This window comes from Enterococcus sp. MSG3290 (genome assembly GCF_050555565.1).
Classification (GTDB): Bacteria; Bacillota; Bacilli; order Lactobacillales; family Enterococcaceae; genus Enterococcus_B; species Enterococcus_B faecium.
Map to the genome: position 1 here is coordinate 2432501 of NZ_CP187862.1, position 26919 is coordinate 2459419.

Sequence of the window (26919 nt, forward strand, 5' to 3'; positions counted from 1 at the left end):
ACCCTCCAACACTTAGCACTCATCGTTTACGGCGTGGACTACCAGGGTATCTAATCCTGTTTGCTCCCCACGCTTTCGAGCCTCAGCGTCAGTTACAGACCAGAGAGCCGCCTTCGCCACTGGTGTTCCTCCATATATCTACGCATTTCACCGCTACACATGGAATTCCACTCTCCTCTTCTGCACTCAAGTCTCCCAGTTTCCAATGACCCTCCCCGGTTGAGCCGGGGGCTTTCACATCAGACTTAAGAAACCGCCTGCGCTCGCTTTACGCCCAATAAATCCGGACAACGCTTGCCACCTACGTATTACCGCGGCTGCTGGCACGTAGTTAGCCGTGGCTTTCTGGTTAGATACCGTCAAGGGATGAACAGTTACTCTCATCCTTGTTCTTCTCTAACAACAGAGTTTTACGATCCGAAAACCTTCTTCACTCACGCGGCGTTGCTCGGTCAGACTTTCGTCCATTGCCGAAGATTCCCTACTGCTGCCTCCCGTAGGAGTTTGGGCCGTGTCTCAGTCCCAATGTGGCCGATCACCCTCTCAGGTCGGCTATGCATCGTGGCCTTGGTGAGCCGTTACCTCACCAACTAGCTAATGCACCGCGGGTCCATCCATCAGCGACACCCGAAAGCGCCTTTCAAATCAAAACCATGCGGTTTTGATTGTTATACGGTATTAGCACCTGTTTCCAAGTGTTATCCCCTTCTGATGGGCAGGTTACCCACGTGTTACTCACCCGTTCGCCACTCCTCTTTTTCCGGTGGAGCAAGCTCCGGTGGAAAAAGAAGCGTTCGACTTGCATGTATTAGGCACGCCGCCAGCGTTCGTCCTGAGCCAGGATCAAACTCTCATAAAAAGTTCGAACAATCTTGCGATTGTTAAGCTCAATTTGTTTGCTAGCATATTGCTTGCTTGTTAAAAATGTTTGTTGTCTTGAATTGAATCAAGACGCCCTACACATTTGGTTTGTCTTACTTTGTTCAGTTTTCAAAGGTCTACTTCATCGAGAGTATTTCCCGATTCATTTTTGGCTGCCGTAGCAACTTTTATATCATATCAGAGAGACAAGTAATTGTCAACTCTTTTTTAAAAGTTTTTTCGATTTCGTTTTTCGAAATCTTTCAACAACTCATTTATCATAACTTATCGTTTGTTATTTGTCAAGAACTTTTTTGAAGTTTTTTTCGATAGAATCAAGCTTCGCAAGTGGTTCTTTTTAACGACTTAGTTATCTTATCACGTCTAAAAACATGTGTCAACTCTTTTTTGGAATTTTCATAAAATTTTTCAATGAAGCGCGACAACGTTGTTTAATATATCATTAAAAAAAATAAAGGTCAAGCTAAAATATTATTTAAGCTTGACCTTATTATAATTTCAACGATTGTCAAAAGTATTGTTTGCAGCTGTATTGCCAGTTTCTATAGATAAATCACAGCTTTTGAAACATAAGTTTTGTACTGCTTCGATTCGCCCGAATTCTTTTGCAGTTATTTGGCAATGAGAAAAGCAGACATCTTCTATAGGCTTTTCAGGAAATGCTACTAAATCAAAAGCTCGGGAAGGAAGTGAGTAACCTGGAGAAAGGCATGCCTGTACGTTTTTGATGTGTATGTCTTTGACTTTCGTCATTTGCTTTGATTCAGGTATTTCTTCAGCCACTGCTTGCCAACTTTCTGGCATTTGAGCAAGGTCATTGCTATTTTTTCTATTGTATTCATTATGCCAGTCCATTATCCAAGAAAAAGGAAATTGTACATCAATCATATTCAGATTTTCTACCCTGATATTTTCGATCACTCCCCCTCTTTCTTTTGAAGATTTCATTCGAATACCACAGTCTGACTGAAAAAAATCGATATCGTGAATATATACGTCACTAACTCCAGCACTAACTTCGCTACCAATAGTTACACCGTATCCTGAACGGATTTTACATCTAGCAACCTCGATTCTTGATGATTTTCGATTGACTCTTGCACCATTGCCATCTCTGCCAGACTTAATAGCAATACAATCATCACCACAGGCCAAATCACATTCATAGACACGCACATTTGTTGAAGAATCAATATCAATCCCATCTGTACTTGGTCCATCATTGTTGCGGATGATTACTTTTTCTACTAATACATCGTTAGAATAAGTGATTTGCAAGTTCCAAAAACCTGATTTCTGAAAAATCAAATCACGAACAACAACATGTTCTGCATGATACAGTAAACAAGCGCGTGGACGTTTAATAGCATAATCCGCAATCCAACGAAGTCCCTTTTGATCGTATTCAGCTCTTGTCCCGCTTTTTTGATCTTTTCCCCAATACAGCTCCCACCAATGGTCTCCTTGACCGTCGATTATTCCTTTTCCTTCTATAAGAATATCTTTCGCCGAGAGAACATTCAAAATCGCTGCTGGCCATTTCATTTCTACGCCGGCTACTCGTGTATCGATTTCTGGAAATGCTTCGATATCTGTTCTCCCCTTGAGGACTGCACCTTCTTCAAAGATAAGATGACTCTTATCTTTTAAAAAAAGGGCTCCGACTAAATAAATGCCTTTTGGAATAAATACAGGTAAGTGTTCTTTCGCACCTTGATCGATTGCTTTTTGCAGTATTATTGTATCATCTTGTTGAGTGTCGTTTGTTTTAAAGTTCAAAGCATTGATAATCCCTTTTTTTGTCCGCAATACGTTTCTCCCTATCTTTCATTGATTTTTTTCAATTCTTCACCAATAAATACAGTTTTTGAACGATTCAGTGGGTAACCTACTAGCAAAATGATTGCGGATACAAATAAGCAGAATGCTGGTAACAAGTTTGCCATCGTATAAATCCTTTCTTGTACTAAAACTGATTGGATGGCTCCACCTGTTGTAGACGATTGGTAACCAATGAGTGCCAGCATAAATCCGCCTACCGCTCCTGCACATGCTTGTCCTACTTTTCTCGCAAAAGAATTTACTCCATATACTGTTCCATCTTCTCTTAAGCCTGTCTTATATTGATGATAATCAATCACGTCAGTAATGAATGCCCAGACCATCAAATTGAATAAACCAGATCCTAAAGTAGCGATAAATAAAAGAATCAGATATACCCATGCATTTGTTATATGAAGGAAATACATCAGCAAGTACATACATGAAGAAGCAAGTAACGCAAATACGCTTGCTTCCTTTTTACCAAATAATTTTGTCAGCTTTGTAGCAAATGGTGCTAAAACTACTACTGTTCCGTAAGTAAATAAAAGAGCAACAGACATTGCTTGTTTATTATGGAAGTAATCATTGAATAAATAAGTCATATTCGTCCCAGCTAAAATCTGATTGATCACAATGAAAATGTCAACAATGACTAAAATAATCAGTGCTCGATTAGCTAACAAACCTTTTACCAACTGAGAAGCAGATACTTTTTCGTTTTTGACAACTCTTACTCTTTCAGTAGTCAATTTACAAGTTAACATATATGCGACAAATGCAATTGCAGCACATCCGATTGAAATCCAAAAGAAATGATTCCCTGAAACGACTTGTTGTCCACTCTTGTTATGGGTATACATTAAAATCGGAATGAAGAATCCTGTAGTTGATCCGCCAATCGCAGAACCAATGCTTCGGAAAGTGGACAACGAGGTGCGGTCATTAGGATTTGAGCTAATTGCTGCTGCCATTGCTCCATACGGGATATTGATTGTTGAGAGAAAAATCCCATAAACAATGTATGAAACAAAAATATAAGCAATCTTCACCGTCATTGGAAGATGTTGGACGAATGGCAAAAACAAAATGACAGTCACTAAGCAAAATGGATACTTCATTTTTCTGATCCAAGGAATAAATCGGCCAGCTTCTGTTAACTCTGAGACATCACATAATCTTCCAACCATCACATCAGCAAACGCATCCAAAATTCTCGAAATCAAGAATAACGTACCTACGATTGCCCCTGAAACGCCAAGAACATTCGTATAATAAATCATCAAGAAACTATTGACTAAACCTAAAATAAAACAGTTACCTAGATCACCGAACATGTAGCCTATCTTATCGGAAATCCCAAATTCCTTTTTTTCTTTTTTTACTGTATTTGCTGTAACAGCATTTTGTGAAAGCATTTGAATTCCTCCTACCTCTTCTAGTAAACGTTTTCAAAATTATAACTCTTTTTTCCTTGTTTTTATATTCACAATGTTGGCTTTTTATTGCATTATCTTGACAGATAAAAAACAAAAAATAATCTAAAAACATTGATACATAAGATTGATAACTTTTTTTACATAACAATATATACAAACAAAAAAATTCACTAACTAGTGAAAATAAGTTAGTGAACCTCATTTATTAAAGAATTAAATTACAGATGATCTTTTCCATCATACTTAAAAAACTCAAAATCAGCATAACTTCCTCTTTTTTTATTTAGATCATGCACTGCTATCCCGATAAAATTTCCAGTAAACCCTCCTGAGAGTATACACATGTTTTTTTGCGGACCTACTTTCTTCCATTCTTCAGTTGATACGTCTTTCAAATGAAACTGTGCTGTCTCTTTCTTTACAGTGACTTTCAAAAAAGTCTTCTTTTCTGTGAGTGGAATCGTCCAATCTTCTATTTGTGCTACTCCGTTTTCTGATTCTATCATACGTAGGCATTTTCCCTTGTCCTCATTCCAAGTAACATAACAATAAATATAATTGGATTCATTTAAGTACAGTACCAGTCCAGCCATCTGATTAAAATTATTAGGCATGTATTCAAATGCTGTCTCCGCATCAAAAGTAAAATCCGTTTGCCGAATAGCTAACAAATGATGTTCGAAGGTAGATTGAAGAGATTCACCGGAAATCAGACGTAAAAAACCTGGTCTACATTTTGTATCACACCAATCAGCATTTGGCAAAATGCGTCTGGCATTCCAGTTCTTCTTTAGCTCTCCTTCAAATGTATCCATAAACTGATGATCTTTTTCTTGTTGTACCTCTTCATTTGTCTCAATCATTATTTCTTCCATCGGAGTTGTCTGGCTATCTTTAAGTCTTAACCAATCGTCGGACGTCCAATACACTTCTTGAATAGCGGTTTCTCTTCCCAAAATAGCCGCACCGTTTAATGGTCTGGTACAAAGATATGTCATGTACCATCTTCCTGACGGGGTTTGTACTAAGCTCCCATGTCCTGTACATTGCAATGTAGAAGCAGGTTTGTCACTAGCTGTCAGCATAGGAAAACCAGGATCAAGCTCGTAAGGACCAGTAATATTCTTTGCTCGGCAAACTGTAACTGAATGTCCTCTTCCTGTACCGCCTTCTGCCGTCATCAAATAATAATACCCGTTACGAAAATACAAATGTGGTGCCTCCGTTTTCGCTAATTCTGTACCTGCAAATATTTTATAGATGGGACCATCAAGCTTCTTCTTCTCTGCATCATATTCTTGTAATACGATACCGCTGGATTTATTCGGTGTGACCAGACGATAATCCCATAGTTCATTGACAAGCCATTTTTTTCCCGTTTCAAGATCATGGAACAAAGAAGGATCAAAGCCGTTACTATTTAAATAAATTGGTTCGGACCAAGGACCTGTGATCTCAGATGCAGTGATCAAATAATTGTGGACATCTTTAAACGGACGGCCTGCACTTTTGACATCTGTGTAAACAAGATAAAACAATCCATCAGCATAACTGATCTGTGGCGCCCATATACTTCCATTTGTAGGATTTCCTTGCAAAGATACTTGAGTGGTCAAAATATCCGTTGTATGTGACCAGTTGACTAAATTTTTCGACTCATATACTCGGATTCCTGGAAGCCATTCAAAAGAGGAGACAATAATGTAATACCGCTCTTTCACTCTTAATATATTAGGATCTGGATTGAATCCTCTTAAAATAGGATTTTTCACTTTGATAGTCTGCATGATTCAGGCTCCTTTTCTCATTCTTACTCGATATAAACTGAATGCCCCAGCTGCGAAATAAAAAAATGCAAAAGGAAACGCAATAAACTGAGTGCCAATCAACAATATGAATCCTGTTATAAAATACAAACCAGTGGCAGTTGTTAAGTATTTTCCTTTAGCAGTCAAAAACAATGCTACTGCTAAAAAAGCAAGTGAAATAAACAACACAACGGCAAACAGACCAGTCATGTCCTGTAATAATCCAAATGTATTTTCTAAAGACAAAGTTGGATGATCTACAGCAAGCGACTGATAACTTTTTTTAAACTCTGACGCAGACATATTACTTAAAGTAACTGCTAACCCGCCAAAGAAAATCAAAGATAGACTGCCACCGACCATTCCTAGCAATAGTTCCCATTTTCTTTTCATTTCTGAACCCCCTGCTTTTCTAAATGTATCCATTCAGGTCTTTTGATCGATGTTTCATAATTGTTATTACGTTCAGAGAATTTGACAGTCTGTTCATTTTTCTTGTCATCCCAATTATCCCAACCAGTTGGGTGAACATGCCCACCTATCTTACACGCTTCAAATAAGACATTTGCATACGGACGCCACGGTCTTCCTAAATAGACGTTTCTAGTATCAGGTTCTGCAGTCAAGGTACAGCTTTCAAAACGATACCCTGTTTTTTGATTTTTCGGCGTAGATGCTGCTGTGATGTATCCAGGATTTTTACTGGCTAAGCTATGGATATGACACTGATGAAAAACGGCATCTGCCCCACCAAATATGAAATCCACCGTTCCTTCAATCCAGCAATATTCATAGGTCTGACGACAATACTCAGGATTGGCAGAAGCCGGTGTACAAAAAGGAGTACCATCTTTTTGCAAATCAGGCAACGGACCCGTGCATAAGGTATCCTGATAACCAGATAGTCGACAGTTTTTTAAAGATACGCGATCTCCTGAATTGAATAAAGCAACAGCCTGTCCTACCTTTTCTCCTGGACCTGCTGTATTTTCGATGTGAAGATTTTCTAATACGACATTCGATCCTTCTAAGAAAAAAGTAGCACTTCGGAAAGTCCCTAACTGGCTACCGTCAAGATACTCCTGTTTTGCAAAACGATTACCGGAGATAACTACTGTTCCTGCTCCCACAAGTTTAAAATTGGATAATCTGCTTTCTATATATTCATCATATCTTCCTTCTTTTACTATCAAGACCTTTGGATGGCTATCCGGCAGGCCTGCCAAATAATCGATTCCTTCTTGGATAGTTTCAAAATCCGTCGGGGTATCTATAGCATTCTTTCCAATTATCAGTTTGTCTTTCATCCTCATAAATGCTCCCTTATGAATTGTTTCCAAATGTTTCTCATTTCTTGTGTTTCCATATGACCGCCTGTTAAAGAAAAAGAAGAAAAGTTTTCTGGACTACCCATTGATTGATACTTTTTGTCCAGCCCTTTTCTCAGCTTCAGTACGCCTTCGTCCAAGCACATCGTATCGTTTTTTCCAACTAAGCTAAGACGAGGGCGCGGAGCGATTTTTTCTTGGATTGCTAACGTTGTATAAGCTGTCAATAGATTTGGCACATAGTAATAAAACCCATGATGATCTAGGCGGCGATGTAGCAAAAGTGTTTCGATGTCCACCTGTGCCGCTAGATCAATACAAACTTTGACACGAGAATCCAATGCTGCCACCCACCAGCTTAATAAGCCTCCCATAGAAAGACCAATCGTTGCGAGCCGTTGAGTATCTGTGTCTTCCCTTGTCTCCAAATAATCGATCAAGCTGATCACATCATAAATACGCATTCCCCATAACGTTTTTCCTGTTAATAAAAATTGTTTGAACAACTCGCTTTCAGAAATACCTCCGCGTTCTTCAAATCCCCAAGCATCAATCGACCAAACAGCATATCCCATTCCTGTCAGTACTTCTGCAAAAGATGGAGAAGCTAAGTAAGGAGCACCATGGATCAATTCACTTTTCCCGACTGAAAAATCTCCGCCGTGAGAATGCAGGTAAAGGACCGTCGGAAACGGTCCTTCTTTTTCTGGATAAGCATAGAGGGCTGGTACTGTTTCCAATTCATTTAAGTACAATTGATAGTATTCAAGCATAAAACCGTTTTGTTTTTCTCGGTATAATCGTTTTCCACTAGGGGTACGTCTGCTAGATGGAGCACCTAAAAAATCATTCAACTGCATAAGCAAAGTTTTTACGAACAACCAGTTCATCCATATTTTCTGATTGATTTGATTGGAATTTCTCAATACTGATTTCTTTCGTATTTTCTAATAGAAATGCTGGTCCCTCGTGATTTTCAATCGACATCTGGTTAAAGGAAACCTTACCCGCAAAGCCAATATAAAATCCTTGTCTGCTCATTTCCTCTATTCCTGTCATCATAGCAGGAACACCGGGAACTGCATCTTGGGCCATCGAGACATCGATATTGTCAAATGTGATTTCTTGTATGAATTGTTCCGCTAATCCATAAATAAAACCTGCAGAAGCATGGACATTCCTTGCCGTGATATTCGAAAAATGGATCCTTCTGAATGCTGGTGTCCGTTCATCTATCGGATAAGCCTTTTTTTCCCATACATACGGTTCTTTCCCTCGCGGACCACAGAAATAATAAAGATTCAGTATAAATGGACACATCACATTATCCATGACTATATTGGATACTCGAATATCTTCAACGATCCCGCCTCGACCTCGTCTAGATTTCAATCGTATTCCTCGATCAGTTTCTTGGAAGATACAATTTGAAATGGTAATATTACGAATACTACCACTCATTTCACTTCCTAATACGACACCGCCATGTCCATGGACCATCGTGCAATTTGTGATCGTGATATTTTCGCAAGCGATCCTTTCGTACGTATCTTCAGTCCCTGCCTTGATTGCAATACAGTCATCTCCCACGTCAATATGGCAATTACTAATACGCACATTTTTGCATGATTCTGGATCAATTCCGTCTGTATTTGGTGAATCCGCTGGGTTCAAGATCGTCAAGTTATCAAACGTTGCATTACTGCAAAGAATCGGGTTGATCGTCCAACTTGGTGACTGGATCAATTTAATATCTTTCACAGTAATTCGATGACAGTTATGGAAACTCATCAATTTAGGACGAGGATAAGCGAGATTATCTGGTTCATTTCTAAAAGTATGCCACCATTTTTTTCCATTTCCATCTAATGTACCGAAACCAGTGACAGAGATGTTCTCTACATTTTGAGCATAGATACAGGAAGCATAAACTTTTCGATGGACTCCTTCCCAACGTGAATGAACAACAGGATAATCTTTTGGATCGTCAGAGAATTTCAGAACCGCTCCTGCGCTTAAATGAAGTTCGACATTGCTTTTTAAAAATAAAGCTCCTGTTAGAAATTCACCTGCTGGAACAACTACGGTCCCGCCTCCGTCACTTGCTGCAGCATCAATGGCTTGTTGTATTGCTTCAGTATTCAATTCATCAATTGATGCGCCAAATGTCAAAATATCATACATATTTATAATGCCTCCACTTCAATCAATGCTTGCAAGAATGCACCAACGCCTTTTTGATCATTACAAATAATTGGTTCACTGATGTAGTAAGCATATGAACCATCTCGCTGATCTGCTCCGCCTAACCCTGCTACTTGACAGTTTTTATTCAAGTTCAGCCAGCCTTCTTTTGTTTCCAGAACAAATTCATCAAGTAATCCTTGATGTGATTTCTTCACTTGTGGAAGCCATTCTTCTTTGTTCAGCAGGCCCAAACGTATTCCTTTAGCCATTGCGTAAACAAACATACTACTGCCGGAAGCTTCCAGATAATTTCCTTTCCGTTTTGTTTCTGTTGTTACTTGATACCATGTCCCGCTGTTTTCTTCTTGATATGGAAGTAATGCAGCCAGTGTCTTTTCTAGAATTTCTTTCAGCAAAGAACAATCTGTTTCTTCATGAAGTAATTCATAGGTATCTGCTGCAGCCATCAAATACCAGCCAATCGATCGGCTCCAAAAATGATGGGATAGACCTGTTTTTGGATCAGCCCATGGTTGGACCTTCTTTTCATCCCATGCATGAATCAGCAAATTTGTTTTTGGATCGAATAGATGTTTATAACTGATTTCAAACTGTCTCAAAACATCTTGGTAATCTTTTTCTTCACTAAAATTCTGGATAAATTCAGCATAAAAAGGAGAACCCATATATAAGCCATCCAACCAAATTTGATAAGGATAAATTTCTTTATGCCAAAAAGCTCCTTCGGATGTGCGTGGATGGTTTGCCAACTGCTGGGAAAGGAGTTCTGCTGCTTTTTTATATTTTTCTTCGCCTGTTTCTTTGTACAATAAAAAGAAAAGCTTTCCTGTATTTACATGGTCGATATTGTATTCTTCAACGCTGTAGCCACGGATCGTTCCATCTTCTTGCACGAAATAGTCGATATTGTCTTTTATGAAATCAAAATAAATTTTTTCTTGGGTTCGTTCCCAAAGTAGTTGGAACCCTTTAAGTACGACGCCATAGTCATAAGACCATTTTCCTTTATACCACTTTTCTTCATATAAGCGAGGTGTTCTTTCCATGATACTTTTTGCTAATTTCTTTGACCAGTTTTCCATTATTTGCTCTCCTTTAAAAATTAAAATAGGATTTGGGACAAATACCAAGAAGATATTTGTCCCAATCGTCCATATTATTGTGCCGCTTTGTATGCTTCTTCGTACTCTTGTGTGATTCGATCGCCTCCTTGTGCTTTCCAGTCTTCTACAGCTTTTTTGAATCCATCTTCGTCAATCTGTCCCATGATATATTGGACAGTTGCATCAATAATGATTTTTTCGATTTCTGATCCTACTTCATTGTTCGTCGGTGAATCCAATGGCACAGAAGGATCCATTACAGCGAATTCTTCGTTTTCTTTGATCAATTGATTAGAGAATTCTTTTTCAGGGTCTGTATCTTTGAAAGAGAACGTCACTTCACTAGGACGAGAGCTTGATAACGGTTGCACCTCTTGCTGCCAAAGATCCATATCGATAAATTCGATAGAACCATCATCATTCAATTCATAATGCGTTCCTTCGATACCGCCAGTCATCAATTTATACACATCTTCTTCTAAAAGATCATCAACAAATTGAAGTAATTTCTTCAATTGTGCTTCGTCTTTTACTTGAGATTTGGGAAATGCTAGCAAGCCGCCAATACCATTTCCTTCTGACCAAACATGATAACCGCCGCCTTCACCATCTGAGATCTTGTTTACAGGCACTAATTCCATATCATCTTGAATACCTTGACCCATCGTCTTCAGATTCTTGATATCCACCATTCCAGTGTAGATTCCAGTTCTTCCTTGTGCAAATTGTTCTTGCTGATCAGTCTTTTGGGTAACTGCAAAGTCTTGTGCCAAATAGCCATTCTCAAATAGATCTCTTGAAAAATTCAAAGCTTTCATATACTCTTCTGTATCAAATTCTGGAGTGAATTTGCCATTATCGTCTACAGCCCAGCCATTTGGTGCTCCAAAATAAGAAGTGAAAAGTTTAAAGCTGGTATAACGAATATCACTAGGCGCACGATCGCCAAAACCAACTGTGTCGTCCACACCATTTCCATCAGGATCGTTTTCTGTAAATTGTTTAGCTACTTCATAAAGCTCATCCATGGTAGTTGGAACATCTAGTCCTAGATTATCCAACCAGTCTTTTCGAATGACTAAGCCAGCACGAGCGTAGTCTTTTTGTATCGGTACGCCGTACAAGGCACCGTCGATACTCGCAGCTTCGATTCTATCTTCAGAAATTTGACTTAAATTTTTATAGTCTTTTAAATATTCTGATACATCCCAGAATACGCCTGATTTTAACGCATTGCGGACAGAAGAGTTTTTCAACATCGCAATTTGAAGTGTAACGATATCTCCTAGTTCATCAGAAGCCAATGCAGTTGTTAATCTTTCTTCTTTTGAAGCATCAGGAATCCAGTTGAATGTCAGTTCCGTATCGGTTTTTTCTTCGATCAAGTTCACAATCGTGTCTGTAGGCGGTGAAGCATGATGCAAAATATTTAACCAAGTGATTTTAGCTTTTCCATCTTCTGTCTCTGAAGAACTGTTACTTGAACTGCTGCCGCATGCGGCAAGTGCTAGAATTCCTGCAAAACTAAGACCTAATTTTACGAGCGTTGCTTTTTTCATAAATTTTCTCCTTCACTGTTTTAATAATATTTTTGTTTTCTTCTGTTTTTTCTGTATATGAGTTCTTCCATTCCAAATGGCAAAATATAGAATTTGCTGTCCACGTGACTGCGGAAAAGAAGAGACTACCACCGATAAAGGTTAAAACACCTGGCATTGTTTGGATGATCATCAGATAAATCCCTACCATACTTAATATCAACACTAATGAGTAATGAAGATGTGAGAATCCGAATAAAAATGCCATTTTCATTTTGAAAAAATATCCTTTCCAATCATAATGAGCCATGATTGGGAAAATATAGAGTGCTGAGAGCACATATATGAACGCAGCAATATACAAAGCGATCCTAAGATACCAATTGTGTATGAAAGAAAGATCCACAAGTAAAACAATCCCGATGGCGCCATATATCCAGCTCATCAGCAAGGTTTCACGATAGTTTTCTTTAAAATATGTGAAGTACGTTTTCGTCAAAGGAAACGTTTCTTTTGAGCGCAGCCATTTTCTAATCACTGCAACCATCGCATACGATGCAGGACCGAAAGTAAAAACTCCCAAACCTGCGATGACTAAACCGCCCCACAGAAAATTCAAATAAACCAACTGTAAAATACGATTTAGCCTTCCGTTTATTTTATCTAATGACTGCAGCATATCTTTCCCTCTCTTTCTATCTTAGTAAACGCCGTCTTCTCCTAGCTTTTTGGCAATCTTATTAGCTAAAATTACCATAAACAATCCTACGACCCCTTTAAACAATCCCATTGCTGTACTGAAACTTAACTGTCCATTCTTCAATCCAGCTGTATAAATATAGGTGTCGAAAATTTCTGCAACGCTTCGATTCAATGAATTCAATAACAAGTACATATGCTCGAACCCTAAGTCTAATGTCTGACCGATTTTTAGAATCAGCAAGGTAATGATTACTGGACGAATTGCCGGCAATGTAACATGCCATGTTTTGCGTAAGCGTCCTGCTCCATCCATTTCTGCAGCTTCATACAACTGTGTATCGACTGCAGTTATCGCTGAAAGATAGATGATCGTAGACCAGCCCAACTCTTTCCAGATCACTTGTCCGATATATACTGTGCGTGTCCATTCAGGGGATGTTAGAAAACTGATTTTTTCAAATCCCATTGTTGCAAGGAATTCATTCAATACCCCTCCGTCAACATTCAAAAATACATAAGTAATCGAAACAATGATTACCCAAGACATGAAGTGAGGGATGTAAATGATCGTTTGAATCCCGTTTTTCAATCGTTTGTTCGTTACTTCATTTAATAGTAAAGACAAAATGATTGGCATCGGAAAAAACACGAAGATATTTAATCCGAACAAGATCAACGTATTTCTTAATAATGTAAAGAATGTCGGTTCTGTAAACAAACGAATGAAATGTTTGAAACCGACCCAAGGACTTCCCATTATTCCTAAAAATGGTTGATAATCTTGAAAAGCAATAACGAGTCCCCCCATAGGAAGATACCTAAAAATCAAGAAATAAAGGACTCCCGGCAGAATCATCACATATAAAAATTTATTCGTTTTGATTCCTGCAATTATTTTTTTTCGTCTTCTGAGCTTTTCTTCTTTTTTCGATAGCGTCAGTTGAAATGGTTCTTGTTTCTTTACACTTTCCATAAGCCCCTCCTTAGTTTTGTGAATGTTTGCTGCTTATGACTTCATGATAGATAACTATCTGAATTACGTATATAATCATTTTTATCGTATGTAAAAACGCTTACATAGCAATGATTTTTGTGCTATACAAAACGAAAAGTGTATTTTTTCACAAATAAACTACGCATAGCAAACCTTCTATTTTTTTCTATCTGACACTTAGCATAGGAAATGATTATATACGTAATCTTTCACCGATGATAAATTGAACATATAGAAACAGAAACATTTAATTTATTTTGAGGAGGAGCCTATCTATATGAAAAAGAAAGTCTCTATAGGAGAAAGAAGTTTTACACTTTTCAACAATACGTTTCTAATTTTGCTAGCTTTGATCTGTATCGTTCCTTTTTTAAATATCATCGCTACATCTTTTGCTTCTACACAAGAAGTCGTCGCGAAAAAGTTTATCCTTTTTCCTACTACCTTTTCTTTAGACGCGTATCGCTACATTCTTTCTACGCCGACCATTTTTAGAGCACTTGCTGTTTCGATTGGTGTTACAGGTGTCGGAACGATCGTCAGTATGTGTGCAACTTCACTGATGGCCTACGGTCTTTCCAGAAAGTATTTGTTTGGTCGAGGTTTCGTCAACTTTCTTGTTGTATTTTCTATGTTGTTCAGCGGGGGGATGATTCCAACGTTCTTAGTTGTTCGTTCTCTAGGGCTGGTCAATTCTTACTGGGCCATGATCCTGCCTGTGGCTGTTAATGCAATGAATATGATCATTATGAGAAACTTTTTCCAAGCCTTGCCGGATAGTTTGGAAGAATCAGCAAAAATGGATGGTTGCACAGATTTTGGTGTATTTTTCAAAATTATGCTGCCATTAGCGTTACCGTCTATTGCTACTATCTCGCTTTTTTATGCTGTTACTTACTGGAACACTTATATGACTGCTATTTTGTATATCAACGATTCATCTAAATGGCCGATACAGATTCTTTTACGCCAAATCGTCATTGTATCAAGTGGGATGCAAGCAGAAAGTAGTGCCGTTGATGTGATTCCACCAGCACAAACAGTTAAAATGGCTGTTATCGTTATTGCAACAGTGCCTATGCTGATTGCTTATCCTTTTGTTCAGAAATATTTTGTCAAAGGAGCACTCGTAGGTTCTGTCAAAGGGTGATTATGTACTGAACGCAAAATGGTAGTTGTGTCAGAAGTGGTCAGCTTCAAGAAATAAGAAGGCATTTACGAAAATTGCTTCTTAAATTTTTGTGAAATTTCGGCTTATTTTTCGAAGAATCTACTCCTGGAACACCGTGTATCAGAGGTTGTGAAAGAGACGTTCAGCCTTGAGCGATGATAAAAACTCTCACAAACATTGCGACGAGTAACCCACAGGAGCAATAAGAAGCGATTTTGAAAAATAGCTTCCCATATTTCACAAAATTATGCCTTATTGTCGATAGACTGTCTCTTGAACGCCATTTATTCGTAAAAAAGAACTGTGACAAGACTTTTGTCACAGTTCTTTTTGCGTGCTTAGCCTTGAAATTTAACTACCCATAAATACAAATACTAGGGTTATTATAACTTCTTTTATTGCTTGAATCAGTCCACAAGAAAAACAGTCTCTTGATTAAACGGCGTTTATCTTGTTGATTCTGCGGCAATAAAATCAGCCAGCAGCAAAACATGAAGTGCTGTTTTTTGCTGTCCTCTTTTATTGCTTGAATCAGATCACAAGAAAAACAGCCTCTTGATTCACAAATATTTTTTTCGATATTCTCCCGGCGTAATCGATTCCTTCTTTTTAAAGAAACGAATAAAATTTTGCGGATTTCGATATTGCAATCTTTCTGCAATCTCTTTTACGGAGAGGTTAGTCTCTTTCAACCATTTTTTTGCTACCTCTAAACGATGATTTTGAACAAAATCACCAAATTTTTCTCCTGTTTCCTTTTTAAATACATTACTTAAATAGTTAGGGTTATAATGCAACCTATCAGCGATCACATCTAAAGACAGATCACGATCATATTCTGTGTAGACGATATGCATAATATTCTCCGACAAATTTTTAAATTCATGATCAGTGATTGCTTGAGAGCATTCTGTGATTGGCAGAACTAATTGTTCTAAAACAAGTTTTTCTAGTTCTTTGGGATGATAATTGTTCAGTGCTTTTACATAAATTTGTTTCATGTTATCAAAGTTTTTTGAATCTACTCCCAATAACTGTCCTAATTGAACGAGTTCATTGATCAAGCGGACCGAAACTACTTCCCGACTCAAAGGATTTTTATTTTGTGCAAACAATGCATCAATCAATTCATGTACTAAATTCTTCACTTCCTGATTTCCAGAACGAATGGCTTCAAACAATCGATTTTGTTCTTCTATCGGATATCTAATAAGTGTTTTTTCATGAGCAGCAGGAACGATTTCCTGATAAAAAATAATTGAACTTGGACCAGTATTTACACGATAATACAGGGCTTCTTTTGCCCGATCAACCGATTGCTTGCTTTCATTCAGCGTTTCGAACCGGTTACTGATGCCTATACTGATAGTTAAATTCAAGTATTCTTTTACACGTTTTTGAATGAGTCGGCAATACTCCATGACTTTTTTGCTTGCTTCTGCATCATCTTTATCCATTCGATAAATAGTGGCTTGCATTTCTTCATTCAAAACGATCGGCAGCATTCGATTTTCCTTTGGCACAATTTCCGTGATCATGTTGTTGATCGCTAAAAGTAGCAAATCACGCTCCCCACCGTGACTATCTTCTAACAGATCGATTTGAACCAAAGCTGTATAATAGCAGTCATTTTGAGAACTATAACCAAATTGCTGCAACCGCTGATCTAGTTCTCGCCTTTCTACTCGATTTCTAAATAAACTAAGTACAAATAGCGTTTCCAGCTGTGGCTTTTGGGTAACTAAGTGTGCACTTAACGCTTCTTTTTCTCCTATGATCCGACTGACTGATTGAGCGACCAAATCTAGTTCTTTCCCACTGAATCCTTTTGATTTAAGATTCAGACGTTCCTGTATTTGAGAAATCGGACGGGCAAATCTGTCCGAAAATAAGTAGGAAAGAAGACCAATGAGTCCTACCAGTGTTAAAGACACTGCAACTAGCCCGATTCTCAGATTGCGGATCATTGCGCCAATTGCACTAGAGTCAACTTCTAATCTGTAAATCCAATTATTATAATCTGATTTCAGTACTATATACGTTTTATCTTTTTCTCTTATCACTTTCAGCTGATTGTAATCTAGATCCACGTCCGTTAATACAGTTGGTTGCTCTTTATTTTTTACTGTCTGAGTAGTAAAAAGGTTGCCAACTTCGTTTTCAATAGAAAGTATGTCTTCTCCACTTTCACCAACAACTTGTTCTATTGTATGTTTCTCTATCGTAGCAATTCCCAATGCATATTTTTCTTTTTCAAACATTGGCAAAGAAATCACCATTTCGATTCCTTTGTTTTTCTTTTGCCAAAATAAATTATTTTTGTTATTTATGTACTTCTGTTGATACTTTTCAACTTCCTCTTCGGTCAGTTGACTCAACGATCCATTGATTACTCCCCATTTACCAGCCAAACTGACTAAATCATAATTATTATCATCCATAACAATCGTTTCTATAAAATTTAGTTCTTTCCTGATTTCAGAATAAGTGGAGTAATCTGTATATGTCAGCGGATGCTTGAATATGTCCGAGAAATTTTTGGTCGAACCATACGTAGAAAACGAATATTCAATCGTTCTAATTTTCCATTCAACGTTAGTTTTAACTTGCCTGAGCAAATTCTTTTTGTCTGTTAAATAACTCGATTCGATCGATTCATAGGTATTCTGGTAAATGAATAAACTAAATCCTATGACAAGTACGGCTCCTAATAAAAACATCGGTAAAAATATTTTATAAAATACTGTACTTTTCTTCATTTTCTTCCTCTCCTACTTTTAAAATAAAAGGCTTTCATTTTTCTGTAAAATTGATACTCATCTAATTAAATGAGCATTCCCCGCTTTCAAGAATAGCATAATTAAAAATAAAAATCCAAGTAATTTTTAACGTGTGCAATCTTTTCATATCAAAGATCTATTGACTTATCGTAGTTATCGTAATATGATGAATGCGTTAACAAAAAGTGAAAAAGTAAGGAAAATGATGGAATGGTAACGATCAAAGATATCGCTAAAGCAGCTGGCGTTTCTCATACGACAGTTTCTCGTGCTTTGAATAACAGCAGTTTAATAAAAAATGAAACAAAACAAAAAATACGACAACTAGCTAAGGAAATGAATTATTCGCCAAACTATAGTGCAAAAGGTTTAGTGAATCAAAAAAAATATCTAATCGGACTATTTTTCTCAAGTTTGCATAAAGGAACTTCATCAAATTTCCTAGCAGATTCCATTGCAGGCATCCATTCAGTATTAGACACAAATTACAGTTTATCTGTTGAAAGTATCGATGTTGTTGATTTAACAGAAATCAACCTGCAACGCTACGATGGACTGATCGTTATGAGTCAAAGTGATGATGATCAGCCTTTCATCGACTATCTCAAAGAAAAAGAATTTCCTTTCGTTGTTGTCAATCGTCACATCAATGATTCAGCGGTTATCAACGTCACTGCCGATGATGCGGCCGGTGTTATGCAGGCAGTAGATTACGGTATTGGATGCAGACATACGAAGATCGCTTATATTGGCGGAAAGAAAAATTTTCGTTCGACAAAAGAACGGGAAAAAGGGGTATTGAAAAGTCTAAAAAAAGCGAGCATCCCTGTCAATCCAGCCTATTTTTTAACAGGAGATTACAGCTTAGAAAGCGGCCTCCAAAACATGGAATACCTATTATCACTTTCTGACCTGCCTACTCTGGTTTTTTGCGGCAACGACGACATAGCGATTGGTGCATTGAGAGCTGTACATTTAGCTGGCCTCCGTGTTCCCCAGAACATTTCTCTGATCGGGTTCGATGATTCTCCAGTCGTCTCCTATCTCAATCCGCCGCTTACCACCGTACGTAAGCCTTTGAAAGAAATGTGTCAAGAAGGAACAAAGCTTTTACTAGATTTGATCGAAGGCAGGACGATCGAACAATCTAAAATTGAGCTCTCCACCTTGTTGATCCTTCGTGAGTCGATCAATTACTTGTAAACTACAAGTAATTTTATATAAAAATGTTAACGTGTGCATAACACAGAAAGGAAGTTTATATGAAAAAACTGACAAAAGAATTAGTGAAAAAAAACGAAGCACCTGTAAAAGTTCTTCAGTTTGGTGAAGGCAATTTTATGCGTGGATTTATTGATTGGCAGATTCAGCAGCTGAATAACCAACAATTGTTTAAAGGTAATGTTGCAATCATTCAACCTTTAGAACAAGGTCTTGGAAATATGATGAACCAGCAAGATAATTTATATACGGTCATTTTACAAGGACTCAGCAATGGCGAAATCGTTGATACTTCCGAGATTATCACCGTAGTAGAACAAATGATCAATCCTTATGATGAATGGGATGCTTATCTATCTCTAGCAGAAAATGACGACTTGGCCTATATCGTCTCCAATACAACAGAGGCAGGAATCCAATTCGTGGAGACTGATAATTTAACAGATACTCCCCCACAGAGCTTCCCGGGCAAACTGACAGCCTTTTTATACCGACGTTTCAAATTAAACAAAGCTGGCTTTACCATCATTCCTTGCGAACTGATTGACAGAAACGGCGAACGTCTAAAAGAAATCATTTTACGCTACGCAGAAAAATGGGATTTAGAACCTGCTTTTGTTGAGTGGTTAGAAAAAGAAAATGTTTTCTGTTGTAGTTTAGTTGATCGCATCGTCCCAGGTTATCCTCGCGAAGATGCAGGTGTTTTCAATCAACGGCATAACTATGAAGATCAATTGATGGTCAAAGCAGAACCATTCATGCTTTGGGTGATCGAAGGGCCTAAAGAATTGGAGAATCAACTACCATTCAAACAGGCTGGCTTGAATGTCATCATCACAGATGATATGACTCCTTATCGTGAACGTAAGGTGCATTTGCTTAATGGACCGCATACAGCGATGGTCCCTCTTGCTTTGTTGGCGGAATTGGAAACTGTAGAAGAAGTAATGAAAGATCCTTTATTCTCCGCATATGTTGATCAGTTATTCAATCTAGAATTGATTCCTATGCTTTCTTTACCTAAAGATGAATTAGCCATTTATGCTGACCAAATCAAAGAACGTTTCTTGAATCCTTTTGCCCATCACAAATTAGAAGCGATTTCATTAAATAGTGTTTCAAAGTTCAGCACCCGTCTGCTTCCAGTGTTCAAGAAGTATATCGAAGAACAAAATCAGGTACCACCGTTAATCACTGTTTCACTAGCTGCGCTACTTCTTATGTATCGAGGCGATCAAGTAAAGCCACATGATGATGAAAAGACGATAAGCGAATTTACTGATGCTTGGTCTGATAATGGAACAGCTATTCCTCGATTATTGCAAAACGCTGCGCTTTGGGGAGAAGATTTGTCTCAAATACCGAATGTGACAGATACAGTTCAAGAAATAGCTGCAAAGATCGATCAAAAAGGTGTCCGGTCAGTATTACAAGAAATGAAAGGAACGATGGTCCATGCTTGAAACCCTGCAACCAACAATGAAATTAAATCGACGAGACAGTGTGGTCGTCGCATTAACCCCTATTCCAAAACAAACACAACTGACGATTGATCAGCAAACGATCACCACTCTTGAAGATATCCCGCAAGGTCATAAGATTGCATTGGGTGATTTGAAAGCTGGAGACAACGTGATCAAATATGGCTATCCAATCGGTCATGTGACGACAGACGTAACTGCCGGTCAATGGCTGCACACTCATAATGTAAAAACCAATCTTTCTGGTGAATTGGATTATCGATATGAAAAAGATGTCCATCCAAGTCATTACCTTTTTGAGAACCGAACATTTCAAGGTTACTTGCGAAAAAATGGAAAAGTAGGGATTCGTAATGATTTGTTTTTAGTACCTACCGTTGGGTGTGTGAATGGCATTGCTGAACTGATCGTCAAACAGTTCAAGGAAAAACATCCAGATCTGGGACAGTTTGACCATATTACGATTTTAAAGCATCCTTATGGCTGTTCGCAGCTTGGAAAAGATCATCAAAATACTCGAGAAATTTTAGCGGACGCAGTAAACCATCCCAATGCCGGAGGAGTTTTAGTATTTGGATTAGGTTGTGAGAACAATACAGTTCCTGAATTCAAAAAAATTTTAGGTGAATATGATGAAGAACGAGTGAAATTTCTAGTGGCTCAAGATGTTTACGATGAGATCGAACAAGGTGTGGCTCTATTAGAAGAGCTTTTAACAGCGGCGGAAAATGACCAGCGCATATCAGTCCCGCTCTCTAAGTTGAATGTCGGTTTGAAATGCGGCGGTTCTGATGGTCTATCGGGAATAACTGCTAATCCTTTACTTGGTGCATTTTCTGACTACTTGATTGCTCAAGGAGGCAGCACGATCTTAACAGAAGTGCCAGAAATGTTTGGCGCAGAACAAGTATTGATGGCACGAGCGGAAAATGAAGAAGTTTTTGACTCAATCGTTGACTTGATCAATGACTTCAAACAGTATTTCTTGTCTTACGGGGAACCAGTTTACGAAAACCCATCTCCTGGTAATAAAGCAGGTGGGATCACTACATTAGAAGATAAGTCTTTAGGCTGCACGCAAAAATCAGGAAGCTCTCCTGTCGTTGATGTGCTACAATATGGCGAGAAAATCAGAAAACCAGGGCTTAGTTTATTGCAAGCTCCCGGGAATGATCTTGTAGCTGCCTCTGCTCTTGCTTCATCCGATTGCCAGTTGGTCTTGTTTACCACAGGAAGAGGGACTCCGTTTGGCTCATATGTCCCAACGGTCAAGGTATCTACGAATACAACTCTTTTTGAACGCAAAGGTCATTGGATGGATTTTAATGCAGGCGTCTTATTAGAACAACCAATGGAAGTAATCTTAGAATCGTTTGTTCAAAAAATCATCGCTGTAGCTAGTGGAGAAGAAACGAAAAATGAACAAAATGACGTTCGAGAAATTGCCATTTTTAAAAACGGAGTAACACTTTGATTTTCATAAAACAGTATAAAAAGAAAGAAGGAAGATTTATGTTTTTATCTGATGATTTTTTATTAAAAGACGATTGGGCGAAAAAGCTTTACCATTCCTACGCAAAAAACATGCCCATTATTGATTATCACTGTCACTTAGATCCAAAAGAAATTTACGAAAACAACAATTTCAGCAATCTGACAGAAGCTTGGTTAGGAGGCGATCATTACAAATGGCGCTTGATGCGAGCTTGCGGCGTGCCTGAAGAAAAAATCACAGGAAATGCTTCTGATTTTGAAAAATTTTTAGCTTGGTGTCAAACCGTACCAAAAATTATCGGAAATCCGCTTTACAGTTGGTCACATCTTGAATTGAAGCGTTTCTTCGGTATTGACTTGTTGATAAATGAAGAAAATGCAGAGAAAATTTGGACACAAGCAAATGAAATTTTGGCAGCTCCTGATTTTCGCCGTCGGGAAATCGCAAAAAAATCGAATGTAGAAGTGATTTGTACAACAGATGATCCCGCAGACGACTTGCACTATCATCAGTTGCTTGCTCATGAAGAACCAGATTTGAAGGTTCTACCTTCATTCCGTCCAGATAAAGCACTCAATATTGAAAAAGAAGGATTTAATGCATGGGTCACACTACTGGAAGAAGCAGCTGACCAAACGATCACCACCTATCAAGAACTGATAGAAGTCTTAGGGCAGCGGATAGAATACTTCCATCAACATGGATGTCGTGTTTCCGACCACGCTTTAGACATCTTACGCTATAAAGAAGCGGATGAAACAGTATTAGAAGAGATTTTTCAAAAAGCACGAGCTAACAAACTATTATCTTCAGATGAAATCGATGCTTATCGTACAGAAACACTGATACATTTGACCCACTTCTATCATTCTCATAATTGGACGATGCAGCTGCACATCCATGCTTATCGTAACTGTAATACACAAATGTTGGAAAAATTAGGGCCCGATACCGGCTATGATGGAATGAATGATCTTTCTTTGACTATTCCTCTGCAAAAATTATTGAATCGTGCAGAAGAAACGGATCAGTTGCCAAAGACGATCCTTTATTCATTGAATCCGAATGACTATCCTGCGATTTTAGCTTTGATGGGCTGTTTCCAAAAAGAACAGAATGGAAAACTGCAGTTAGGTTCTGGATGGTGGTACAACGATACTCGAGCTGGTATGCGCGATCAATTGACACAATTTGCTGATGGTAGTGCTTTGGGGAATTTTGTCGGCATGCTGACAGATTCAAGAAGTTTCCTGTCCTACACTAGACATGAATATTTCCGTCGTGTTCTTTGTGAATTTTTAGGCGAAATGGTCATGCGAGGAGAAGCACCTGAAGATGAACAACTTTTAGGAAGTCTAGTTCAAGCGATTAGTTATACAAATGCTAAAAATTACTTTGGCTTTTTTGCCTAATTGATTAATAGTAACAGTAACGAATCAAAAACAGGATAGCGAAATAACGGAATCCGTTTATCCACGTTTTAGAGAAGAAGACGGACCAAATTTGCTCCGTCTTCTTCTCTTGCTGTTCTGCTTCATTGCCTATAAACCTTTATGAAAGAAGAGATAACATGCCTACTATCCATATTGCCGGTGATTCTACTGCGGCAGAAAAAGATGAAGACAAGCGTCCCGAGACAGGTTGGGGAGAAAAAATCTCTGCTTATTTTTCACCCGAGATCCAGATCAATAACCAAGCAAAGAATGGACGCAGCACCAAATCATTTATCCAGGAAGGAAGGTTAGCCCGTCTAGCTTCACAGTTTCAGCCGAATGATTTCTTATTTGTACAATTTGGACATAACGACCAGAAAATCCAAGAAGAAAGAGGTACGCTTCCCTTCGGTAGCTATTTAAAAAATCTGCAGATATTTTTTGAATGCGCAAAAAAAGCGAACGTCCAAATGGTCTTACTGACATCTGTGACGCGACGAGATTACTTAGAAAGCGGAACATTGAATCCAGATATACTTGGAGACTATCCAAAAGCGATGCGTGCATTTGCTGAGAAACACCATATTCCTCTTTTAGATGTGTTCTCAAGATCACAAGAATTGTTCCAGACCTTCTCAAAAGAAGAGACAAAAAAATTCTACCTGCATCTTATGCCTGATACTTGTAAAAATTACCCAGAAGGACTAAAGGACAATACCCACTTTAGTCCAGAAGGCGCTGATAAAGTTGCCCGAATAATTGTTGAATTGATAAAAGAATCCCGTCTGCCTCTTGCTAATTATTTACAAAAAGGAGTTTGAGATGTTTCCATTAAATTTAGGCATCCGTGCCCACGATTTAGATGTTCGAAATCGTGAAGAAATCGTTCAAAAAGTATCACAGCTTCACTTGTCCCATATCCAATTTGCACCACAAAAAGCATTTCCTGAACAACTTAAATTAACTGACATGACACTTGGGAGTGCTGCCTATTTTGGTGAATACTTCCAAAAAAACAATATCGAACTTTCCATTTTAGGATGCTATATCAACCTATCCAGCAAAAATCAAGAAGTTCGTGCACAAGCATTGGCAACTTTCAAACAGCAAATTGCTCTGTGCTCTGCCTATCAAGCCAAGATGATTGCTACGGAAACCGGTAGTGTCTCTGTCGGTTACACAAAAGAAAATTTTACTGAAGAAGCTTATCAGATCGCCAGAAATTCTATCATTGAATTAGTCGCTCATGCAGAAAATTTTGGCATAACTGTTGCTGTTGAAGCAGGGATCAATCATCCAATCTATAACTATCAGTTAGCTAAACGTTTAATCGATGAAGTAGCTTCACCAAATTTAAAAATCATTTTAGATTGTGCGAATTTGATGCATAAAGAAAATCATGCTGATCAGGAAAAAGTGATCCGAGGTGCCTTGGACAATTTACATGGTTATATTACAGCGCTTCATCTCAAAGACTATATCATGGAAAATGGAAAGATCCGCATGGTACCTGTTGGCAAGGGCTGTTTAGATTTCCGCCCGGTACTGCATTATATCAAATATGAGCGTCCTCTAATGTACGCCACTCTTGAAGCTACTCCTGAGATTTATGTTCCTGAAGCAATAGAACACTTGCAGTTTATTTACCAAGATTGTTAAGGAGAAGATTATGGAGGAACGAATACAGAAAAGTTATCAAAAATATCATGCAAATGCTTTTCAGACATTGCTGCATCTTTATCAGGGAAATTATTGGCGTTTTGCCATGTCAGGACTCTTTTTTATTATCAAACATCTTCCATCTTGGTTAATGCCGATCGCTATTGCCAATGTAATCAATGCAGCTTCATCGAAAGATTCTTCTCAGTTGCAGGCCATTTATTTCAACGCTTTTTTGATGGCTTGTCTGATTGGTCAAAATATATTGACGAATTATTTTCATGTAAAATACCATAGCACTTCGATCCGTCAAGTAGAAGCTGGACTAAGAGCGACCCTTATCAAGAAAATCCAAGAACTATCTATTCCTTATCAAAAAGAATTGCAATCTGGACGAATCCAGTCAAAGATCATCCGTGATGTAGAAGCTATCCAAACGTTGTCCTCTCAAGTATTTGTCAGCGGATTAAATATCGCTGTCAATTTATTCGTAGCTTTAGGTATCACGCTTTATAAAAGTCCTGTTGTTTTCATGTTTTTCTTATTGACTGTTCCTCTCGCCGCATTCGTTACTCTCTTTTTCCGTAAAAGGATCAGACAGTCCAACTCAGACTTCAGGCAAGAAATGGAAGAGACTTCTGCAAAAGTGATCGAAGTGATCGAATTAGCACCGATTGCTCGAGCTCATGGGTTAGAAAAACACGAAACAACTCGCTTAAATAAGCATTTTACTCAAATCTATGAAAAAGGATTCCACTTAGATATCCTGCAATCTGTTTTCGGATCAGTCAGCTGGGCTAGTTTTCAGATATTTCAGCTGATTTGTTTGATTTTCACTGGGATATTAGCTTTACAAGGGCGCATCCAACCCGGCGATGTCGTGATGTATCAGACGTATTTCACGACGATCGTCAATTCCGTTTCTGGAATGATCACGCTGATTCCTACGATTTCAAAAGGCATGGAATCTATCACTTCTATTGGCGAACTGTTGATTGCTGGCGATGTAGAAACTTATCACGGTAAGAAAAAAATCCAACATTTGGATGGAAATTTTCGTTTTGAGGATGTTTCTTTTCTTTATCCGGACTCACTCAAACCGATTATCGATCATTTTTCTCTAGAGGTGAAAGCTGGAGAAACAATTGCTTTTGTTGGGCCATCTGGCTCTGGAAAATCTACACTCCTTAACTTATTGATTGGATTTATCCAGCCGACTTCAGGAAAAATTTTTCTAGATGATCAGCCTTTGGATGAACTGGATATGCGAAGTGTGCGAAATTATTTAGCCGTTGTTCCTCAAACCACTTTGTTGTTCTCCGCTTCGATCAAAGAGAACATCACTTATGGCTTGAAAAACGTATCAAAAGAACGTTTAGATGAAGTCATCGAAGCTGCGCAACTTTCTTCACTGATTGACCAGCTTCCTGATGGTCTGGATACCTTAGTAGGCGAACATGGCAACAAGCTGTCTGGTGGCCAAAAGCAACGTATCTCCATTGCACGAGCGTTGATACGTCAGCCAAAAATCATTTTGCTAGATGAAGCAACCTCAGCTTTAGATAACCAGTCAGAGAAAAAAATCCAGCAAGCCCTGAATTACCTGACAGAAACACCCACTACTTTTATTGTGGCTCATCGGCTTTCAACGATCAAAGAGGCAGATAAAATCGTTGTGATCGATGAAGGAAAAATCGTTGAAATAGGTACTTACGAAAAACTGTTAGCTCAAAAAGGCTATTTCTACCGCTTGAAAAATGAATGACAAAAAATAGGAGCTATGACAAGACTTTTGTCGTAGCTCCTATTTCTGAATAAACGGTGTTCTCCTGCCAACTCCTCGGTCACAAGTCACA

Annotated in this window: 20 protein-coding genes and 1 rRNA gene (1 of these 21 running past the window's edge); 8 read left to right on the top strand and 13 right to left on the bottom strand. The window is 38.3% G+C overall.

The genetic code is table 11. The features are described 5' to 3' along the window. The 12 genes from IGL31_RS11815 to IGL31_RS11870 form a co-directional block, all read right to left on the bottom strand. A 16S ribosomal RNA gene (locus IGL31_RS11815) occupies positions 1-859 on the bottom strand; it reaches 701 nt to the left of the window's first position. Between the two features lie 521 nt (positions 860-1380). Beyond that, positions 1381-2691 (bottom strand): glycoside hydrolase family 28 protein, encoded by a 1311-nt coding sequence (locus IGL31_RS11820; protein WP_002294496.1) that lies wholly within the window; start codon positions 2689-2691, stop codon positions 1381-1383. Positions 2692-2702: 11 nt separating this feature from the next. After that, complete coding sequence (locus tag IGL31_RS11825; protein ID WP_002297765.1) at positions 2703-4121, bottom strand: MFS transporter; 1419 nt, start codon at positions 4119-4121, stop codon at positions 2703-2705. 239 nt (positions 4122-4360) lie between these two features. Then, a complete protein-coding gene (locus IGL31_RS11830; RefSeq protein WP_086300246.1) occupies positions 4361-5929 on the bottom strand; it encodes a glycoside hydrolase family 43 protein in 1569 nt (522 codons plus the stop codon). Positions 5930-5932: 3 nt separating this feature from the next. Continuing rightward, on the bottom strand, positions 5933-6343 hold the full coding sequence (locus tag IGL31_RS11835) for a DUF4064 domain-containing protein (protein ID WP_002307990.1): 411 nt from the start codon (positions 6341-6343) through the stop codon (positions 5933-5935). Beyond that, positions 6340-7263, bottom strand: a complete 924-nt coding sequence (locus tag IGL31_RS11840) for a pectinesterase family protein (RefSeq protein WP_002286024.1) — start codon at positions 7261-7263, stop codon at positions 6340-6342. The genes IGL31_RS11835 and IGL31_RS11840 overlap by 4 nt, the downstream gene beginning before the upstream one ends. Next, a complete protein-coding gene (locus IGL31_RS11845) occupies positions 7260-8138 on the bottom strand; it encodes a dienelactone hydrolase family protein (protein ID WP_016627941.1) in 879 nt (292 codons plus the stop codon). Before IGL31_RS11845 ends, IGL31_RS11840 begins: the two co-directional genes overlap by 4 nt. Then, the gene (locus tag IGL31_RS11850) at positions 8125-9462 is read right to left on the bottom strand and encodes a glycoside hydrolase family 28 protein (protein ID WP_002286021.1); all 1338 of its coding nucleotides are present in this window, start codon (positions 9460-9462) and stop codon (positions 8125-8127) included. The genes IGL31_RS11845 and IGL31_RS11850 overlap by 14 nt, the downstream gene beginning before the upstream one ends. Before the next feature lie 2 nt (positions 9463-9464). Beyond that, positions 9465-10568 (bottom strand): glycoside hydrolase family 88/105 protein, encoded by a 1104-nt coding sequence (locus IGL31_RS11855; protein WP_002286016.1) that lies wholly within the window; start codon positions 10566-10568, stop codon positions 9465-9467. A gap of 74 nt (positions 10569-10642) precedes the next feature. Continuing rightward, positions 10643-12148, bottom strand: a complete 1506-nt coding sequence (locus IGL31_RS11860; RefSeq protein ID WP_002297757.1) for an extracellular solute-binding protein — start codon at positions 12146-12148, stop codon at positions 10643-10645. Next, the gene (locus IGL31_RS11865; RefSeq protein ID WP_002286012.1) at positions 12114-12806 is read right to left on the bottom strand and encodes a YesL family protein; all 693 of its coding nucleotides are present in this window, start codon (positions 12804-12806) and stop codon (positions 12114-12116) included. The genes IGL31_RS11860 and IGL31_RS11865 overlap by 35 nt, the downstream gene beginning before the upstream one ends. A gap of 21 nt (positions 12807-12827) precedes the next feature. After that, positions 12828-13802, bottom strand: a complete 975-nt coding sequence (locus IGL31_RS11870; RefSeq protein WP_002286009.1) for an ABC transporter permease — start codon at positions 13800-13802, stop codon at positions 12828-12830. Between the two features lie 298 nt (positions 13803-14100). On the opposite strand from IGL31_RS11870, the gene IGL31_RS11875 reads away from it, so the two are divergent. After that, on the top strand, positions 14101-14973 hold the full coding sequence (locus tag IGL31_RS11875) for a carbohydrate ABC transporter permease (protein ID WP_002297754.1): 873 nt from the start codon (positions 14101-14103) through the stop codon (positions 14971-14973). Positions 14974-15554: 581 nt separating this feature from the next. On the opposite strand, the gene IGL31_RS11880 is transcribed toward IGL31_RS11875, so the two are convergent. Next, positions 15555-17753, bottom strand: a complete 2199-nt coding sequence (locus IGL31_RS11880; protein ID WP_002286007.1) for a helix-turn-helix domain-containing protein — start codon at positions 17751-17753, stop codon at positions 15555-15557. Positions 17754-17984: 231 nt separating this feature from the next. On the opposite strand from IGL31_RS11880, the gene IGL31_RS11885 reads away from it, so the two are divergent. From IGL31_RS11885 to IGL31_RS11915, 7 genes are all read left to right on the top strand, one after another. Beyond that, on the top strand, positions 17985-18977 hold the full coding sequence (locus IGL31_RS11885) for a LacI family DNA-binding transcriptional regulator (protein ID WP_086300245.1): 993 nt from the start codon (positions 17985-17987) through the stop codon (positions 18975-18977). A 59-nt stretch (positions 18978-19036) separates the two neighbouring features. Beyond that, complete coding sequence (locus IGL31_RS11890) at positions 19037-20458, top strand: tagaturonate reductase (RefSeq protein ID WP_002286004.1); 1422 nt, start codon at positions 19037-19039, stop codon at positions 20456-20458. After that, complete coding sequence (locus IGL31_RS11895) at positions 20451-21950, top strand: UxaA family hydrolase (RefSeq protein WP_002286002.1); 1500 nt, start codon at positions 20451-20453, stop codon at positions 21948-21950. The genes IGL31_RS11890 and IGL31_RS11895 overlap by 8 nt, the downstream gene beginning before the upstream one ends. A 38-nt stretch (positions 21951-21988) precedes the next feature. After that, complete coding sequence (gene uxaC, locus IGL31_RS11900) at positions 21989-23383, top strand: glucuronate isomerase (protein WP_002286000.1); 1395 nt, start codon at positions 21989-21991, stop codon at positions 23381-23383. A 158-nt stretch (positions 23384-23541) separates the two neighbouring features. Then, on the top strand, positions 23542-24225 hold the full coding sequence (locus tag IGL31_RS11905) for a rhamnogalacturonan acetylesterase (RefSeq protein WP_086300244.1): 684 nt from the start codon (positions 23542-23544) through the stop codon (positions 24223-24225). Position 24226: 1 nt separating this feature from the next. Next, positions 24227-25063 carry a sugar phosphate isomerase/epimerase family protein gene (locus IGL31_RS11910; protein ID WP_086300243.1) on the top strand — a complete coding sequence of 279 codons (837 nt, stop codon included), beginning with the start codon at positions 24227-24229 and terminating at the stop codon, positions 25061-25063. A 10-nt stretch (positions 25064-25073) separates the two neighbouring features. Next, a complete protein-coding gene (locus IGL31_RS11915) occupies positions 25074-26828 on the top strand; it encodes an ABC transporter ATP-binding protein (RefSeq protein WP_002285995.1) in 1755 nt (584 codons plus the stop codon). Positions 26829-26919: the final 91 nt, after the last annotated feature.

What these genes read in the sequence shown, in the direction of transcription:
- IGL31_RS11890 (WP_002286004.1), top strand. Translation starts at nt 19,037, where the DNA reads ATGAAAAAACTGACAAAAGAATTAGTGAAAAAAAACGAAGCACCTGTA.
- IGL31_RS11870 (WP_002286009.1), bottom strand. Translation starts at nt 13,802, where the DNA reads ATGGAAAGTGTAAAGAAACAAGAACCATTTCAACTGACGCTATCGAAA.
- IGL31_RS11860 (WP_002297757.1), bottom strand. Translation starts at nt 12,148, where the DNA reads ATGAAAAAAGCAACGCTCGTAAAATTAGGTCTTAGTTTTGCAGGAATT.
- IGL31_RS11840 (WP_002286024.1), bottom strand. Translation starts at nt 7,263, where the DNA reads ATGAGGATGAAAGACAAACTGATAATTGGAAAGAATGCTATAGATACC.
- IGL31_RS11825 (WP_002297765.1), bottom strand. Translation starts at nt 4,121, where the DNA reads ATGCTTTCACAAAATGCTGTTACAGCAAATACAGTAAAAAAAGAAAAA.
- IGL31_RS11875 (WP_002297754.1), top strand. Translation starts at nt 14,101, where the DNA reads ATGAAAAAGAAAGTCTCTATAGGAGAAAGAAGTTTTACACTTTTCAAC.
- IGL31_RS11905 (WP_086300244.1), top strand. Translation starts at nt 23,542, where the DNA reads ATGCCTACTATCCATATTGCCGGTGATTCTACTGCGGCAGAAAAAGAT.
- IGL31_RS11865 (WP_002286012.1), bottom strand. Translation starts at nt 12,806, where the DNA reads ATGCTGCAGTCATTAGATAAAATAAACGGAAGGCTAAATCGTATTTTA.
- IGL31_RS11845 (WP_016627941.1), bottom strand. Translation starts at nt 8,138, where the DNA reads ATGCAGTTGAATGATTTTTTAGGTGCTCCATCTAGCAGACGTACCCCT.
- uxaC (WP_002286000.1), top strand. Translation starts at nt 21,989, where the DNA reads ATGTTTTTATCTGATGATTTTTTATTAAAAGACGATTGGGCGAAAAAG.
- IGL31_RS11835 (WP_002307990.1), bottom strand. Translation starts at nt 6,343, where the DNA reads ATGAAAAGAAAATGGGAACTATTGCTAGGAATGGTCGGTGGCAGTCTA.
- IGL31_RS11915 (WP_002285995.1), top strand. Translation starts at nt 25,074, where the DNA reads ATGGAGGAACGAATACAGAAAAGTTATCAAAAATATCATGCAAATGCT.
- IGL31_RS11855 (WP_002286016.1), bottom strand. Translation starts at nt 10,568, where the DNA reads ATGGAAAACTGGTCAAAGAAATTAGCAAAAAGTATCATGGAAAGAACA.
- IGL31_RS11830 (WP_086300246.1), bottom strand. Translation starts at nt 5,929, where the DNA reads ATGCAGACTATCAAAGTGAAAAATCCTATTTTAAGAGGATTCAATCCA.
- IGL31_RS11850 (WP_002286021.1), bottom strand. Translation starts at nt 9,462, where the DNA reads ATGTATGATATTTTGACATTTGGCGCATCAATTGATGAATTGAATACT.
- IGL31_RS11885 (WP_086300245.1), top strand. Translation starts at nt 17,985, where the DNA reads ATGGTAACGATCAAAGATATCGCTAAAGCAGCTGGCGTTTCTCATACG.
- IGL31_RS11880 (WP_002286007.1), bottom strand. Translation starts at nt 17,753, where the DNA reads ATGAAGAAAAGTACAGTATTTTATAAAATATTTTTACCGATGTTTTTA.
- IGL31_RS11910 (WP_086300243.1), top strand. Translation starts at nt 24,227, where the DNA reads ATGTTTCCATTAAATTTAGGCATCCGTGCCCACGATTTAGATGTTCGA.
- IGL31_RS11895 (WP_002286002.1), top strand. Translation starts at nt 20,451, where the DNA reads ATGCTTGAAACCCTGCAACCAACAATGAAATTAAATCGACGAGACAGT.